Here is a 15,634-nt window from a genome sequence, read left to right as displayed (position 1 = left end):
AGGCTGCCCAGGAAGTGATCCCCAGCCCACTCCGGCCAGAGCCTGCCGGAATAGACCATGTGGCCCGAGGGCGCGATCGAGGGATCCCAGTAGTGGGCGGGCTGCGTCACGCCCTCCCCCGCCGTGCCGCGGCCGATCCTTTCGCCGCTGTAATGCCGCCCGTAGGCGATGACGGGCCAGCCGTAGTTCCCGCCCGGTTCGATCAGGTTGATCTCGTCGCCGCCCATCGCCCCGTGCTCGCTTTCCCAGAGCCGCCCCTCGGCGTCGAAGGCAAGCCCCTGCGGGTTGCGGTGGCCGTAGCTCCAGATCGTGCCGTCGGCGCGGTCGGGGAAGGGATTGTCCGGCAAGGCGCGTCCGTCCCGGTCCATCCGCAGCACCTTGCCCATAAGCGCGTCGAGGTCCTGCGCCGGGTCGAAGGCCCCGCGCTCGCCCACCGTCAGGTAGATCGCCCCCTCCGGCCCCTCGGCGAGTCGCCCGCCGAAATGGACGCCACCCGTGGTGCCGGGCGGCATCTGCCAGACGATGGCCAGATCCTCCAGCCGGTCGCCGTCGAGCCGCGCCCGGGCCAGTGCCGTGCCCGCGCCCCCGTCCTGGGGCCTGGCGAAGCTGAGATAAAGCTCGCGCCGGTCGGGAAAGTCGCGGGGCAGCAGCACGTCGAAAAGCCCGCCCTGCCCGCGCGCGAAGACCACCGGCACGCCCGCGACCGCGTGGCGTTCCCCCGCGGGGTCCACCCGCGTCAGCCGACCGTCGCGCTCGGTCACGAGAAACCCGCCCTCGGGCAGGAAGGCAAGCGACCACGGTTCGACGAGGCCCGTGGCCATGGGCTCGACCACCACGCGGCCGGCACCCGTCTGAACCTCGGCCGCCGTCATCGCGCAAGGGACGAACGCCAGCACGACGGCAGCCAGCAGCGTTGCTCGCATTGGTTCCCTCCATGCAACAGCAGAGGCAAGTTAGAGACCAATGGCGCGGCCACCAACCCAAATCCCCGTGACAGAACCCGGCAGAAGCACCACCGAGTGGCTTTTCTTTTCAGACGGCTCCCTCTAGTTTGCCCTACAGGACAACGTTCCACACAGGGAGTGACCTTATGAAGAAACTTCTCGCTGCCACCGCTGCGGCGGCCCTCCTGGCCGGTGCCGCCGGGGCGGAAGACATCAAGATCGGCGTGATCCTCGGTTTCACCGGGCCGCTGGAATCCATCACGCCCGCGATGGGCACGGGCGCCGAACTGGCGATGAAGGAAGTGACCGATTCCGGCAAGCTGCTGGGCGGTTCCACCGTGACCTCCGTCCGCGGCGACAGCACCTGCGTCGACGCGGCGGCCGCGACCGCCGCGGCCGAAAGGCTTGTCACGACCGACAAGATCAACGCCATCATGGGCGCCGACTGCTCGGGTGTCACCGGCGCGATCCTCGCCAACATCGCGGTGCCGAACGGCATCGTCATGATCTCGCCCTCCGCCACGTCTCCTGCGCTCTCGACGGCCGAGGACAACGGCCTGTTCTTCCGCACGGCGCCGTCGGATGCGCGCCAGGGCGAGATCGTCCGCGACATCCTGAAGGAAAAGGGTGTCAGCGCCATCGCCATCACCTACACCAACAACGATTACGGCAAGGGCCTGGCCGAGGCGATCCAGCGCAACTGGGAAGAGTCCGGCGGCACGGTCACGATCTCGGCCGCGCATGAGGACGGCAAGGCCGACTACTCGGCCGAGGTCGGCGCACTCGCCTCGGCAGGCGGCGATGTGCTCGTCGTCGCCGGCTACATCGACCAGGGCGGCTCGGGCATCGTCAGGAACGCGCTCGATACTGGTGCCTTCTCCACCTTCTACTTCGTGGACGGCATGGTCGGCGAGAAGCTGAACGAAAACTTCGGCGCGGAACTGAACGGCTCCTACGGCGCCTATCCGGGCACCGACAGCCCCGGCGCGACGAAGTTCCAGGAGATGGCCGCGGCGGCGGGCTTCGACGGCACATCGGCCTTCGCACCCGAAAGCTATGACGCGGCGGCGCTCATCATGCTGGCGATGCAGGCCGCCGGCTCGTCGAAGTCGGCCGACTTCGCCGGCAAGGTCATGGACGTGGCGAACGCCCCGGGCGAACAGATCTTCCCGGGCGAACTCGCCAAGGCACTCGACCTCATCGCCGCAGGCACCGACATCGACTACGTGGGCGCGACGGCGGTCGAACTCATCGGGCCGGGTGAATCGGCCGGCAACTACCGCGAGATCGAGTTCAAGGACGGCAAGTACGAGACGGTCAAGTTCCGCTGACCGTCAAAGAACGCGGAAGGCAGCCCGACCAACCGGGCTGCCTTCTTCGACATAAGAACAAGAGCTTCGCGGGCGTTTCCAAGACGCCACGCGCGCCAGGTGGGGATACTGCATGATCATCGTCGAGGATCTGCACAAGCATTTCGGCGGATTCCGCGCCGTGGACGGCGCATCTCTGGAGATCGCCACCGGGTCGATCACCGGCCTCATAGGGCCGAACGGCGCGGGCAAGTCCACGCTCTTCAACGTCATCGCCGGGGTCCATCCGCCGACATCGGGGCGCGTGGTGATGGATGGCGAGGACATCACCGGGCTGCCTCCACACGCGCTCTTTCACAAGGGGCTTCTGCGCACCTTCCAGATCGCGCACGAGTTTTCCTCGATGACGGTCCGGGAAAACCTGATGATGGTGCCGGCGGGCCAGTCGGGAGAGACGCTCTGGAACGCCTGGTTCCATCGCGCCCGCATCCGTGAGGAAGACGCGGCTCTCGCGAAGAAGGCCGATGATGTCCTTGAATTCCTGACCATTTCCCATCTCGCGGACGAAAGGGCGGGCAACCTGTCGGGCGGCCAGAAGAAGCTTCTGGAGCTTGGCCGCACGATGATGGTCGAGGCGAAGGTGGTCTTCCTCGACGAGGTGGGCGCGGGCGTGAACCGGACGCTTCTCAACACGATCGGCGACGCGATCGTGCGGCTGAACAAGGAACGCGGCTACACCTTCTGCGTCATCGAGCACGACATGGATTTCATCGGCCGGCTCTGCGACCCGGTCATCGTGATGGCCGAGGGCAAGGTGCTGGCCAGGGGCTCGGCTGCCCATATCATGGAAAACGAGGCGGTGATCGAGGCCTACCTGGGGCGCGGGCTGAAGAACAAGGTGAAGGCCGAGGCCCAGATGGAGGCCGGCGCATGACCAGGTCCGACAACCCCTACCGGGACGACCGCGGCAACAAGGATCGGTCGATCACAAAGGCCGGTGGCGGAACGATCGACAATCCGGAGGGCGGCGGAAGTGCCTTGCCCGCCCCCGGCGGCCCGTTCCTCGCGGCCGAGGGCATGACCGGCGGCTACGGCGCGGCCGACATCCTCCACGACTGCACGCTGACGGTGGAGAAGGGCCAGATCGCGGTCATCGTCGGCCCGAACGGCGCCGGCAAGTCCACCGCGATGAAGGCCGTCTTCGGCATGCTCCGGCTCCGCGGCGGCCATGTCAGGCTCGACGGCGAGGACATCACCCATCTCAGCCCGCAGGACCGCGTCGCCAAGGGCATGGGCTTCGTTCCGCAGACCAACAACGTCTTCCCGTCGATGTCGGTCGAGGAAAACCTCGAAATGGGGGCCTTCCTGCGCCGCGACGACTTCCGGGCGACGATGGAGCAGGTGTTCGATCTCTTCCCCATCCTGAAGGACAAGCGCCGCCAACCGGCAGGGGAACTTTCGGGCGGCCAGCGCCAGCAGGTCGCCGTCGGCCGTGCGCTGATGACCCAGCCGAAGCTCCTGATGCTCGACGAACCGACCGCCGGCGTCTCCCCCATCGTCATGGACGAGCTTTTCGACCGGATCATCGAGGTCGCCCGCACCGGCATCTCGATCCTGATGGTCGAACAGAACGCCCGCCAGGCGCTGGAGATCGCCGACAAGGGCTATGTCCTCGTCCAGGGCGCCAACCGCTACACCGATACCGGCGCGGCGCTTCTCGCCGACCCGGATGTTCGTCGCACCTTCCTGGGGGGCTGAGGCGATGGGCCGACTTGCAGTCCTCGGCGTGGCACTGAAGAGCGGCCTTCTGGCCGGCGCCGCCGCGCTGGCCGAGACACCCGCGGCTGGCGGAACGGAAGGGCTGGCGCCGGTTCAAGACCTTGCCGGCACGCACACGGCGGTGCCGCCGCACGCCGACGCGATCCTTCCCGATGACCGCACCGTCAGGGGCATCCGCTGCGAGGCCGATCCGCCGCCGGTCGACGCTTCCGACGCGCTCGGACTGCCGGAGACGATCCGCACCGACGGGCTCCTGCACCGCAATGTCCGGGTGGAGAACCCCTGGGAGGCCGAACCGGTGATGACGGGCGCGGGCCCTGCGGTGGAGGTGGTGGTCTACAAGCGCGGCCGGACGCTGATCTTCGACGCCGGGACCGAGGTGCTCTATCTCGACCGCGAGAACCGCCGCTTCACCTACATGCGATCTGCCACCGACCGGGTGACGCTCTGGCACGGCACCTGCAACGCGGAGGGATGATGACGAGCCGATCCCAAGCCCCCGACCGCCCGACTATCCGCCGCATCCGCAGGAAAGAGGACTGATGGATTTTCTCAACGCGATCGTCGCGCTTCTCAACTTCGTCGTGATCCCGGCGACGGCCTACGGCGCGCAACTGGCACTCGGGGCCCTCGGCGTGACGCTGATCTACGGCATCCTCAGGTTCTCCAACTTCGCGCATGGCGACACGATGGCGCTCGGCACCGGCTTCGTGATCCTCTTTACCTGGTGGTTCCAGTCGATGGGCCTGCATTTCGGCCCGCTCCCGACGGCGCTCCTGGCGCTGCCCTTCGGCATCGCCGTCACCGCGGCCTTCGTGCTTCTGACCGACCGCGTCGTCTATCGTTTCTATCGCAAGCAGAAGGCCGCGCCGGTGATCCTGGTGATCGTGGCGATGGGGGTGATGTTCGTCATGAACGGCCTCACGCGGTTCCTCATCGGGGTGGACGAGATTCGCTTCGATGACGGTGCGCGGTTCCTGATCACCGCCAACGACTTCAAGGCGGCGACGGGCCTCGCCGAGGGGCTCGCGTTCCGGTCCACGCAGGCCCTGACCATCGCCACCGCCGTCGTCGTCGTCGCTGCTCTCTTCTGGTTCCTGAACCGGACCCGCACGGGAAAGTCGATGCGGGCGTTTTCCGACAACGAGGACCTCGCGCTCCTCTCCGGCATCAATCCCGAGAAGGTCGTGGCGGTCACCTGGATCATCTCGGCCGGACTCGCGGTGATCGCCGGCACGCTCTACGGACTCGACAAGAGCTTCAAGGCATTCAACTACTTCCAGCTCCTGCTGCCGATCTTCGCCAGCGCCATCGTCGGCGGGCTCGGCAATCCGCTTGGCGCCATTGCCGGCGGATTCCTCATCGCCTTCTCGGAGGTCGGCTTCACCTATGCCTGGAAGAAGGTCGCGACCTATGTCCTGCCCGAAAGCCTTGCCCCTGACGGCCTCGCACAGCTTCTTTCCACCGACTACAAGTTCGCGGTGTCCTTCGCGATCCTGATCGTCGTCCTCCTCTTCAAGCCCACCGGCCTCTTCAAGGGGAAAGCGGTATGAACACGCGCAACCTGCTTCTCTTTGCCTTCGTCGCGGCGCTCATCGTCGGCGAGGGGCTGACGGCGAGCTGGAACACCGCGCTCGGCATCGTCAACATGGGGCTGATTTCCGCCATCCTTGCGCTCGGCGTGAACATGCAATGGGGCTATGCCGGGCTCTTCAACGTCGGCGTCATGGGCTTCGTCGCGCTCGGCGGGCTCGCGCCCGTCCTGATCGCGACCCCGCCTGTGACCGAGGTCTGGACGGCCGCAGGGGCCTTCCGCATCATCTTCGCGCTTCTCGTCGGGGCAGGTGTCATCGCGCTCGCCATCCTGGCGAACAAGCGGCTCGCCGGGGCGGTCCGGGTCATCGCCCTTCTTGTCACGATGATCGGCGGCTTCTTCCTCTTCCGCGCGCTGTTCGATCCCGCGGTCGATGTGGTGGAGGCCTTCACGCCGGCCACCTACTCGAACATCGGCGGGCTCGGGCTGCCGGTGCTCCTCTCCTGGCCGGTCGGCGCGCTCCTCGCCGCGGGCGCGGCCTGGGCGGTCGGCAAGACGGCGCTCGGGCTCCGCTCGGACTATCTTGCCATCGCCACGCTCGGCATCGCCGAGATCATCCTCGCGGTGATGAAGAACGAAGACTGGCTGGCACGGGGCGTGAAGAACGTCATCGGGATTCCGCGCCCTGTCCCCTACGAAGTCGATCTTCAGAGGAGCCCCGGTTTCGTCGAATGGGCCGCAGGCCTCGGCTCGGACCCGGTGACGGCCTCGACCATCGTCGTGAAGCTTCTTTATGCCGGGCTCTTCACGGCGATCCTTCTCGCGCTCATCTGGGCGTCGGAGAAGGCGCTGAACTCGCCCTGGGGCCGGATGATGCGCGCAATCCGCGACAACGAGACGGCGGCCGAGGCGATGGGCAAGGATGTGACACGGCGGCACTTGCAGATCTTCGTCCTCGGCTCGGCGATCTGCGGGCTCGCCGGCGCGATGATCGTCACGCTCGACAGCCAGCTCACCCCCGGCACCTACAATCCCCTGCGCTTCACCTTTCTCATCTGGGTCATGGTGATCGTCGGCGGTTCGGGCAACAACTGGGGCGCGGTGCTCGGCGGCTTCCTGATCTGGTTCCTGTGGATCAAGGTCGAGCCCTGGGGCAATGCGCTGATGGACTTCATCACCGCCGGCATGGCCGATGGCACGCTGAAGACGCACCTCCAGGAAAGCGCGGCCCACATGCGGCTCCTGACCATGGGGCTGGTGCTGCTCCTCGTGCTCCGCTTCAGCCCGCGCGGGCTCATTCCCGAACGCTGACGGCGACGGTCCCGGCCGGCCAGAGACCGAGATCGAGGCCGTTGTAACGGATCGTCTCGGCGGGCGGGACATCGACGGGCACGCGCCCGACCGGCCCGAGGACAAGCCCGCCGGGGTGCGCCACGCTCCAGTCCCTGAGGGCCGCGGGTGTCTTCGGCGTGGCGACCGGTGCCGTAAGCCGCGCGCCGAAGTTGAACTCGGCGCTGTAGGTCATGGCGGCGACCGCTATTCCCCGATCCCGCGCCGTGTCGATCCGGGCCACGATGGCCGCGCTATCGTACTGGCTCGTCAGCCCGCCCGTAGCGAGAAACACGTGCGCGGCAAGGGCCATGCCCGCGCCTGCGAGCGCAGCGTTGGCGGGCCGTGGCAGCAGCAGGACCGCGACCGCGAGCCCGAGGCATCCGACCGCGACGACCGGGAGGAACCAGCCGGGCGCAGCCGCGGCGAAGTCGCGCGCGGCCGGCACGAACCCGGCCGCCACGGCGCAAGCGGCAAGTGCCGCGCCGAAGGGAACCAGCGCCGCGGCGCGCCACGCGCGGGCACCGTAGAGGCCCGGCAGGGCCCGCGCCACGAGCAAGGCCACAGCGGGGTATTCGGGCAGCAGGTAGTGCGTCTGCTTGCCCGAGATGAACGAGAACAGGACGACCGCCGACACCGCCCAGATCGCCAGCATGCGCGCGGCCGGGTCCGCGCGGACGCATTCGCCGATCCGGCGCCAGAGCCGCGCCGACCATCCCCATGGAAAGAGAAGAATCGGCAGCAGGGCGAGAAAGAACCACACTGGCCGGTCATGGGCCAGCCCGCCGGCCACGCGCGCAGCCGACTGCGTCCAGAGAAGCTCGCGCCGGAACTCTGCCGTGCCTGCGACAAGCGCCGGGACGAGCCAGAGCCCAACGATCGCGAGTCCGGCCGCGACCGCCAGCCCAAGACCCGCAAGCTGATCCCGGAGCCGCGGCGGAACCGGTGCCCAGAGCCGCATCGTGAGCAGCACAGGAAGCAGATGGACGAAGATGACCGGCCCCTTGGCCAGCGTCCCGAAGGCGAGCGCCCCGCCGAACGCAACCCAGTGCCGCAGACCTGCCCCGCCCTGGCCGATCCGCCAGAGCACGGCCGCGCCCAGCACCGCGGCGAGGCCCAGCATCGCGTCGAACATCGTGGTGCTGGCATAGATCAGGAAGACGGTGAAGCCGGCGAGGACCGTCACAGCGCGCGCGCCGATCCCCGCGTCGCCCGTCCAGAGGCGCCGGCCCAGGCCGGCCGCCGCGACTGCCAGCGACACGCCGAAGGCGGGTCCGACAAGTCGGGCGGGGAATTCGTGCACCCCCGTGATACCCCAGACGAGGTTGATCGCCCAGAAGAGCAGCGGCGGCTTGTGCGCGTAAATCTCGAAGTTTCGCGTCAGGTGGAACCAGTCGCCCGACAGCCGCATCTCCCAGGCGACGGCAAGATAGCGCGTCTCGTCGACCGGGACGAGCGGTCGCAGCGCGACAAAGACTGCCAGAAGCGTGGCAAGCACCAGCGCGGCGCCCACAGTCCGAGAAAGAATCACACTCCGCCTCGCTCGGCCATTGATGCCCCCACAGTCACTAACCGCACCATGCGCGCGGCTGCCATCCCCCTCCGGATATAGACGGGTGAAATCGACGAAGCGCAGTCCATTTGCGACAGAGTCCGTCGCTGACGGTCTGTCTGCCCGTCGGCACCTTTGCCATTTTCGCGGAGACGGGGCCGCCGCCGGCGCCACCCGCGATCACGAGGGAGATCCCATGAAGACCCATGCACAGGTCGTTGTCATCGGCGGCGGCGTCGTCGGCTGTTCGGTGCTCTATCACCTGACGAAATTCGGCTGGACCGACGTGATGCTGATCGAGCGGTCGGACCTCACCTCCGGTTCCACCTGGCACGCGGCGGGCGGGTTCCACACGCTGAACGGCGACACCAACATGGCGGCACTTCAGGGCTACACCATCCAGCTCTACAAGGAGCTGGAAAAGATCACCGGCATGTCCTGCGGCCTCCACCACGTCGGCGGCATCACCCTTGCCGACAACCAGGCCCGGTTCGAGATGCTGAAGGCCGAACGCGCCAAGCACCGCTACATGGGGCTTCACACCGAAATCCTGACGCCCGAGGAAGTGCACGAGTTCACCTTCGGGCAGGTCAACCTCGACGGCATCATCGGCGCGCTCTACGACCCTTTGGACGGGCACCTCGACCCTTCGGGCACGACGCACGCCTATGCCAAGGCGGCGCGGATGGGCGGCGCGGAGATCGTTCTGCACAACCGGGTTCTGGCGACCACGCCGCGACCCGACGGGACCTGGGACGTGGTGACCGAGAAGGGCACTGTCCACGCCGAGCATGTGGTGAACGCCGGCGGCCTCTGGGCGCGCGAGGTGGGCGCGATGGCCGGCGTCTACCTGCCGCTCCTGCCGATGGCACACCAGTATCTGGTGACCGACGACATCCCGGAGATCATGGCGATTCTCGACCAGGGCAAGGAATTCCCCCATGTGATGGACCCCGGCGGCGAAAGCTACCTGCGCCAGGAAGGCCGGGGCATGTGCATCGGCTTCTACGAGAAGCCCTGCGAACCCTGGAGCGTGGACGGCACGCCCTGGAACTTCGGGCATGAGCTTCTGAACGAGGATTTCACCAAGATCGAGGAGTCCGTCGCCTTCGCCTATCGCCGCTTCCCGGTGCTCGAGCGCGCGGGCGTCAAGCGGGTGATCCACGGCCCCTTCACCTTCGCCCCCGATGGCAACCCGCTGATCGGCCCGATGCCGGGCCTCAGGAACTACTGGTCGGCCTGCGCGGTGATGGCGGGCTTTTCCCAGGGCGGCGGCATGGGCAAGAGCCTTGCCGAATGGATGACCCACGGCGAGACCGAGGTCGATCCGCGCGGCTTCGACGTGGCGCGCTTCGGCAAGTGGACCTCGCCGGGCTATACCGTCCCGAAGGTGATCGAGAACTACCAGATGCGGTTTTCGGTGAGCTATCCGAACGAGGAACGCCCCGCCGCCAGGCCCTTCCGCACGACGCCGATGTACGACATCTTCGACGGCATGGGCGCGGTCTGGGGCCAGCAGTACGGGCTCGAGGTGGTCAACTACTTCGCCCACGACAAGGAGCCGCGCTACGAGACGCCGAGCTTCAAACGCTCCAACGCCTGGGAGGCGACGGCGCGCGAGGTCCGCGCGGTGCGCGAGGGCGTCGGCATCAACGAGGTGCAGAATTTCGGCAAGTTCCGCGTGACGGGGCCGAATGCACGTGGCTGGCTCGACCGGATCATGGCCGGCGCGATCCCGAAGCCGGGGCGGCTCTCGCTGACCCCGATGCTCAGCCCCAAGGGCAAGATCATCGGCGATTTCACCGTGACCTGCCTTTCGGAAACCGTGTTCCAGATCACCGGCAGCTACGGCGCGCAGGACCAGCATTTGCGCTGGTTCCAGAAGAACCTCGACGCCAGCGTCGAGGTGGAAAACGTCTCCGACCGGATCACCGGCTTCCAGATCGCCGGGCCGAAGGCGCGCGACCTCCTGGCGCGGGTGACGCGGGCGGACGTGTCGGCGGCCGGATTCCGGTTCATGGATGCGAAACAGATCACTGTCGGGATGGTCGATTGTCTCGTCCAGCGCGTCAGCTACACGGGCGACCTCGGCTACGAGATCTACTGTGATTTCATGAAGCAGCGCGCGCTCTGGAACGCTCTCTGGGCGGCCGGACAGGATCTGGGCCTGACGCCCTTCGGCATGCGGGCGATGATGTCCCTGCGGCTCGACAAGCTCTTCGGTTCCTGGGCGCGGGAGTTCTCGCCCGACTACTTCCCCGGAGAGACCGGCATCGACCGGTTCATCCGCTGGAACAAGGATGCCGACTGGATCGGCAAGGCGCCGGCGATGAAGGAAAAGGCGGAAGGGTCGAAGCGCCGGCTTTGCGCTTTCGTGGTCGAGGCCGGCGATGCCGATGTCGTGGCCTACGAGCCGATCTGGGTCGGCGAGAAGGTCGTGGGCTTCTGCACGAGCGGCGGCTATTCGCACTGGTCCGGCCAGTCGGTCGCCATGGGATTCCTGCCGGCCGACCTTGCCGGTGCGCGCGAGGTCGAGATCGAGATCCTCGGCATCCGGCGCAAGGCGCGGCGCATTGACGGCCCGCTCTGGGACGCCGACGGGGCACGGATGCGGGGGTAAGGCGGCGATCGTCCCGCGGAGGGTCGTCACTGCCGAAGGCGGCCGCACACGCGAAAGGCCGGGCAAGACGCCGGGCTTGCCCCGCGCCGCCACCGCGGCAATACTGCATCGGGTGTCTGCGGCCCGGCCATGCGGGGAGGACGCGATGGCGGCGCTTGTCATTCTCATCCCGGCGGCGGGCGCCTCGCGGCGGATGCGGGGCGCCGACAAGCTGTTGGAAGACATCGACGGGGAGCCGGTTCTCAGGCGCACGGCGCGGATCGCGTCGGAGGCCGCTCCTGTCCTTGTGACATTGCCCGACACCGGCCCGCTGCTGCCCGCCCGCCGCGCGGCACTGGCGGGACTGGGCGCGCGCATTCTGCCGGTCGCCGATGCGCACGAGGGAATGGCGGCGAGCCTGCGCGCCGGCGCGCGGGAGATCGGCGCGGCCGAGGGGATGATGATCCTCATGCCCGACATGCCCGAAGTGACGGCGGACGACCTGCACCGGCTGGCCGCCGCCTTCGCCGCGGACCCGACGCGACCGCTGCGCGCCGCGACGGAGGACGGAACGGAAGCCGGCCATCCCGTGATCCTGCCCCGGAGACTCATGCAGGAGGTCGCGGTGCTGAATGGCGATCGCGGCGCCCGGATCGTGCTCGAAGGGGAAACGGTGCGGGTGCTGCCCCTGCCCGGCCGCCGTGCCGTGACCGACCTCGACACGCCGGAGGACTGGGAAGCGTGGCGCGCGGGCCGGTGAACGTGGCCCCGGCGCGCCGTCAGGCCGCGCGAGGGACGATGCGGACGGGTTCCCTCGGGTCGAGCGACAGCATCCGCCGGGCCGGCAGATAGGCGCTCTGCCCGGCCATCGTCGCAAGCTCGGGGAAGATCGTCAGGATCTCGCGCAACTGCGCGTCGTGCAACCCGTCGAGCGCCGACGCCTCGGGCAGGAAGCTCTCGCTCCAGCAGCCGTCGGCCCAGACGATCTCGTGCTGGTCGAACATCATGTGATAGTATGTGACGGCCGCGGTCTCCTCCACCCGGGCCAGGCCCAGCGTCACGAGATCGGTTGCCGCGGCGAGTATCTCTGCCTCGGCGCTCGCCACCGGCACGTGGTCGGCCGACAGCAGCACACGGTGCTGCGGGCTGACGAGCAGATCGGCGGAAGGAACATCCGATCCGAAGGCTCCCCGGCGGATGCGCACCGGCCTAAGTTCGGGATAGTCGTTCAGGGCAGAGGTGTCGAAGGCCCGGCCGCCGATCCAGCGGATCGGCCGGAAACCGTTGTCGCGGGTGAGCACGAGGTCACCGACGCAGAGCGACTCGATCGCCACCGGGCCAGCTTGTGTCGCGATGCGGCTGCCGGCCACGAAACAGGGCGTGCGCGGCGGCCGCCGCGGCCCTTCCGCACCGGTGCTGCCGCACCCCGCTCTCTCTGATCCCCTGCCGCACATGATCGGCGCTCCACACTCACAACTTCCACGCCGCGATCTCTAGTCCAGGAAATCGCCGAAAGTTAGGACTTTGTTCATCCTTTTATGGGCTGTTGCACGACAGCATCCGGGTGGTGCCGCCATGATGCATCCCACAGGTTGTGCTGGGCCCGCTCAGTTCTCCGAACCCAGCGCCGCCTCGGCAATCGCGACGGGCCGGCCCGCAGCAGTCGCGGAGTCCGGTCCGCAAACGCCCTCGACCCAAAGACCGTTGGCAAGGATGGCGCCAGACCGGCGAAGCGTGAGCCGCACATAGCGTATTGCTGTCACATCCGCCTCCGCCACGCCCGGTTCGCCCAGCAACGCGCGCGCGGCCGTTGCGCTTTCGCCCCGCCCTGCCGGAAGGATCCCGAGGCCGCCGGCGACAAGGAGATCGCGGATCGGGCCCGCCTCTCCGAACGCGCCCGAGGCGATGCGGATCGGACGGAGCACCGGCAGAAGGCCGAGTTGGCGCCAACCGATGTCGAGCGTCACGACGCCGATGACCGGCTGGAGTCCTGCCTCGCGCGTCACCACGCGGTCGCCGGGCCGGAGTGCCTCGGCCCGGACCTCGCCGCGTTCGGTGGCGATCAGCGTCCCCTCGGCGACGCCGGCACTGTCGGCCGCGACCCGCGCGAGATCGGCCCCCGCAAGGGTCCCGAGGGCCTCCCCGAGGACCTCGACCCGCCCTACGGTCATCGCGTCGTCATCATAGCTGAGGCGCAGGCTGCCCGCGCCGGCCGCGAGACCGGTGCGAAACACTTCCTGTCCGGCGTCCGTCTTCATGCCCCCTCCCGGTCACTCCCTCAGAAGCGCGGCCTCGTACCGCTTCAGCGTACGGCGTGCCGAGACGTAGGCCTTTCGGCCCGGCCTCTCGGCAAGTTCCGGAAACAGTTCGTAGATCTCGGTCCTCTGGGCATTGCCGAGGCCGTTGAGCGAATGGTCGCCCGGCTGGAACGATTCCGTCCACGCGCCATTGGCGAGAACCACCTCGTGCCGGTCGCACATGAAATGGACGTAGGTCACCCCCAGCACGTTGACCGGCCGGATCGTCCTGCTGTCCACCAGATGCTTGGCCGCGACCAGCACCTCGTGCTCCTCGAAATAGAGCATGGTGCGCTCGTTGGCGGCCAGGAAACGGTGGTTCGGACTCACCAGCATGTCGCGCTCGGGCAGGCCCTGGCCGAGGCTGCCGCGTGTGACCAGGATCGGGCGGAGATGCTCGGCCGCGGCAAGCTGGCCGTGGTCCAGGGTCTTGCGGCCGATCCAGCGGATTTCCTGGATCCCGTTGTCGCGGGTGACGACGCGATCGCCAACCGCGAGTTCCTCGATGGCGCGCTCTCCTCTGGGCGTGGCGATGGCGGTTCCGGGTGTGAAGCAGGGCACAATGTTCTCGATGTTTTCGAAGGTGAGGGTGCCGACGATATTCCCCTGTGGATCGAGGAACTCGACGATACCGTTTTCGGGATTGTTGGGATCGAAGATGATGTTGGTGGCAGCCTTCCCCCAGTCGCGGAGGTCGAGCGTGTCAAAGTCGATGCCGCCCTCGCCGCCGTCGATGCTGTCGCCGGACGTGGTGCCGGTGAAGGTGTCGCGGTCGTCGCCACCCAGCTGTGTGTCGGCGCCGGCGCCGCCGGTCAGGGTGTCGTCGCCTTCGGCAGCGGTAAGATAATCATCCCCAATGCCGCCATCCAGCAGGTCGTTGCCGCCATCACCGTCCAGCCAGTCCTCACCCGCGCCGCCGAGGAGCGTGTCGTCCCCGCCACCGCCGCCGAGCGTATCGTCGCCCGCGCCGCCGTCGAGGATATCATTGCCGCCCTGCCCGAAGAGGACATCGTTGCCGGCCTCGCCGAACACCTGATCGTCGCCGCGTCCGGCGAGGACCGTGTCGTCGCCGTCGCCCGCGAGGACATGGTCGTCGTTCGGCGCCGCGCCGGGCAGCACCGCGTCGCCGGCGTCGATCCGGTCGCCCTCAGGGTCGCCGGTGTAATCGACGTCGATCAGATCGTTGCCGGCCGTCCCCTCGACGATCCCGTCGAGCGCGGCCGCGAGCGCCGTCGGCTCGGCCATGAGCTGGAAGGCCGTGACGGTCTGCGCCCCGCCCCCTTCCCCGCCCTCGTCGGCTGTCCGGCCGCCGTCATCCGCAAAGGTCCAGTCGGTGCTGTCGCCGGCGGCAAGGTCCATCGTCAGGGCGGCGCCTATCGCTTCCCCATGGGTTGCCCCCGAGGACATGTTGGTCGCGATGAAGGCGCCGCCCTTGCCCCCGGCATCCCAGGAGTAGCCGACCTTCAGGTGGTCGCCCTCCGAGAAGAAGGCCGCGGGTGTCGTGAACCGATGGTCTTCGCCGTCGACCCGATGATGGACGACAAGGGCCTGATCCGTCGTTGTGGAAAGCGAGAACTGCGGCGCTTCGAGTCCGCCGCCGGAAACGAGGGTCTCTCCGCCTCCGGATATCCGGGCGGCGGTCACGAAGGAGAGCGCGAGCGCGCCCTGGTCGAGGCGAAGCGCCGCCACGGCGGGACCTGCGTCCGCCGGATGCATGTCCTGCCCGGCTGGCCCCGCGACCGGAAGATCGAACTCACTCTTGACCGTCATCGCACCCTTCCCACCGCAATACACCTTCCGCGCCCGGCCGGGTCCGGCCATTCTGCGCGACCCATACGCTGGAGGATGCGCCGCTCCCGTCGGACGCGGCACCAAGATACGTTCTGTCTGGTTCCTCTTGTGACCGGTGTGGCGGTCCCACCCCGGACCGCCCGCACCCAGGCCAGCCAATCACCACCTTGCCCCCCAGAGCCCGTTCAGCCTAGCCCCCGTTGGGGCCGCGACCAAAGCGCAAAGTGGCAGGATTGTGGCAGGCTCGCCCGCCCCGGGCGCCGGCACGCGGACCGCCTGCCATGGTGAAATTCGCAAGAACGCCACCATTGTTTCCGAAGAGACGCCAAGTGGACTTGCCTTGCCGGAACGGAAGGCCCGGGACAGAGCGGATGTTTCGGCGACCGAAACAGTCAGTCGGAAGCCTTCCGCGCTGCCCCGACGTATCGCGTTCCAGGCCTCAGCCGCCGCTCCGCCCACGAAACGCAACCAAACTGCGCCGCGGCCTCTGATTGTTGAC

General features: G+C 68.0%; 13 protein-coding genes. 8 read left to right on the top strand and 5 right to left on the bottom strand.

Annotated features, from left to right (window positions below):
- The coding region (locus tag ACMUOO_RS04015) for a PQQ-dependent sugar dehydrogenase (RefSeq protein WP_413854881.1) at window positions 1–923 on the bottom strand (923 nt) is incomplete at its 3' end.
- A 167-nt stretch (window positions 924–1,090) separates the two neighbouring features.
- Here ACMUOO_RS04015 and ACMUOO_RS04010 point away from each other — a divergent pair.
- The 6 genes from ACMUOO_RS04010 (at window position 1,091) to ACMUOO_RS03985 (ending at window position 6,878) form a co-directional block, all read left to right on the top strand.
- Complete coding sequence (locus tag ACMUOO_RS04010) at window positions 1,091–2,275, top strand: ABC transporter substrate-binding protein (protein ID WP_301918245.1); 1,185 nt, start codon at window positions 1,091–1,093, stop codon at window positions 2,273–2,275.
- A gap of 112 nt (window positions 2,276–2,387) precedes the next feature.
- A complete protein-coding gene (locus ACMUOO_RS04005) occupies window positions 2,388–3,188 on the top strand; it encodes an ABC transporter ATP-binding protein (RefSeq protein WP_301918244.1) in 801 nt (266 codons plus the stop codon).
- Entirely contained in the window at window positions 3,185–4,012 is an 828-nt protein-coding gene (locus ACMUOO_RS04000; protein ID WP_301918243.1) for an ABC transporter ATP-binding protein, read from the top strand. The genes ACMUOO_RS04005 and ACMUOO_RS04000 overlap by 4 nt, the downstream gene beginning before the upstream one ends.
- A gap of 4 nt (window positions 4,013–4,016) precedes the next feature.
- Window positions 4,017–4,511 (top strand): hypothetical protein, encoded by a 495-nt coding sequence (locus tag ACMUOO_RS03995; RefSeq protein WP_301918242.1) that lies wholly within the window; start codon window positions 4,017–4,019, stop codon window positions 4,509–4,511.
- A 64-nt stretch (window positions 4,512–4,575) separates the two neighbouring features.
- Window positions 4,576–5,586 carry a branched-chain amino acid ABC transporter permease gene (locus ACMUOO_RS03990; protein WP_301918241.1) on the top strand — a complete coding sequence of 337 codons (1,011 nt, stop codon included), beginning with the start codon at window positions 4,576–4,578 and terminating at the stop codon, window positions 5,584–5,586.
- Window positions 5,583–6,878: a branched-chain amino acid ABC transporter permease gene (locus ACMUOO_RS03985; RefSeq protein WP_301918240.1), complete on the top strand. Its 1,296-nt coding sequence runs from the start codon at window positions 5,583–5,585 to the stop codon at window positions 6,876–6,878. Before ACMUOO_RS03990 ends, ACMUOO_RS03985 begins: the two co-directional genes overlap by 4 nt.
- On the opposite strand, the gene ACMUOO_RS03980 is transcribed toward ACMUOO_RS03985, so the two are convergent.
- A complete protein-coding gene (locus ACMUOO_RS03980) occupies window positions 6,862–8,427 on the bottom strand; it encodes an ArnT family glycosyltransferase (RefSeq protein WP_413854880.1) in 1,566 nt (521 codons plus the stop codon). The two genes, ACMUOO_RS03985 and ACMUOO_RS03980, sit on opposite strands and share 17 nt — an antisense overlap.
- Before the next feature lie 217 nt (window positions 8,428–8,644).
- Here ACMUOO_RS03980 and ACMUOO_RS03975 point away from each other — a divergent pair, with 217 nt between their 5' ends.
- Both ACMUOO_RS03975 and ACMUOO_RS03970 read left to right on the top strand, forming a co-directional pair.
- Window positions 8,645–11,068 (top strand): GcvT family protein, encoded by a 2,424-nt coding sequence (locus tag ACMUOO_RS03975; protein ID WP_413854879.1) that lies wholly within the window; start codon window positions 8,645–8,647, stop codon window positions 11,066–11,068.
- Between the two features lie 145 nt (window positions 11,069–11,213).
- Window positions 11,214–11,807 (top strand): nucleotidyltransferase family protein, encoded by a 594-nt coding sequence (locus ACMUOO_RS03970; protein WP_301918237.1) that lies wholly within the window; start codon window positions 11,214–11,216, stop codon window positions 11,805–11,807.
- A gap of 19 nt (window positions 11,808–11,826) precedes the next feature.
- Here the strand turns inward: ACMUOO_RS03970 and ACMUOO_RS03965 are convergent, their stop codons facing one another.
- The 3 genes from ACMUOO_RS03965 to ACMUOO_RS03955 form a co-directional block, all read right to left on the bottom strand.
- On the bottom strand, window positions 11,827–12,501 hold the full coding sequence (locus ACMUOO_RS03965) for a Hint domain-containing protein (protein ID WP_301918236.1): 675 nt from the start codon (window positions 12,499–12,501) through the stop codon (window positions 11,827–11,829).
- A 153-nt stretch (window positions 12,502–12,654) separates the two neighbouring features.
- Window positions 12,655–13,305, bottom strand: a complete 651-nt coding sequence (locus ACMUOO_RS03960; RefSeq protein ID WP_301918235.1) for a Hint domain-containing protein — start codon at window positions 13,303–13,305, stop codon at window positions 12,655–12,657.
- A 12-nt stretch (window positions 13,306–13,317) separates the two neighbouring features.
- Entirely contained in the window at window positions 13,318–15,114 is a 1,797-nt protein-coding gene (locus ACMUOO_RS03955) for a Hint domain-containing protein (RefSeq protein ID WP_301918234.1), read from the bottom strand.
- Window positions 15,115–15,634 lie beyond the last annotated feature (520 nt).

Source organism: Albidovulum sp. (assembly GCF_041919395.1).
GTDB lineage: Bacteria > Pseudomonadota > Alphaproteobacteria > Rhodobacterales > Rhodobacteraceae > Albidovulum.
This window is presented reverse-complemented; position numbering and strand designations above follow the sequence as displayed.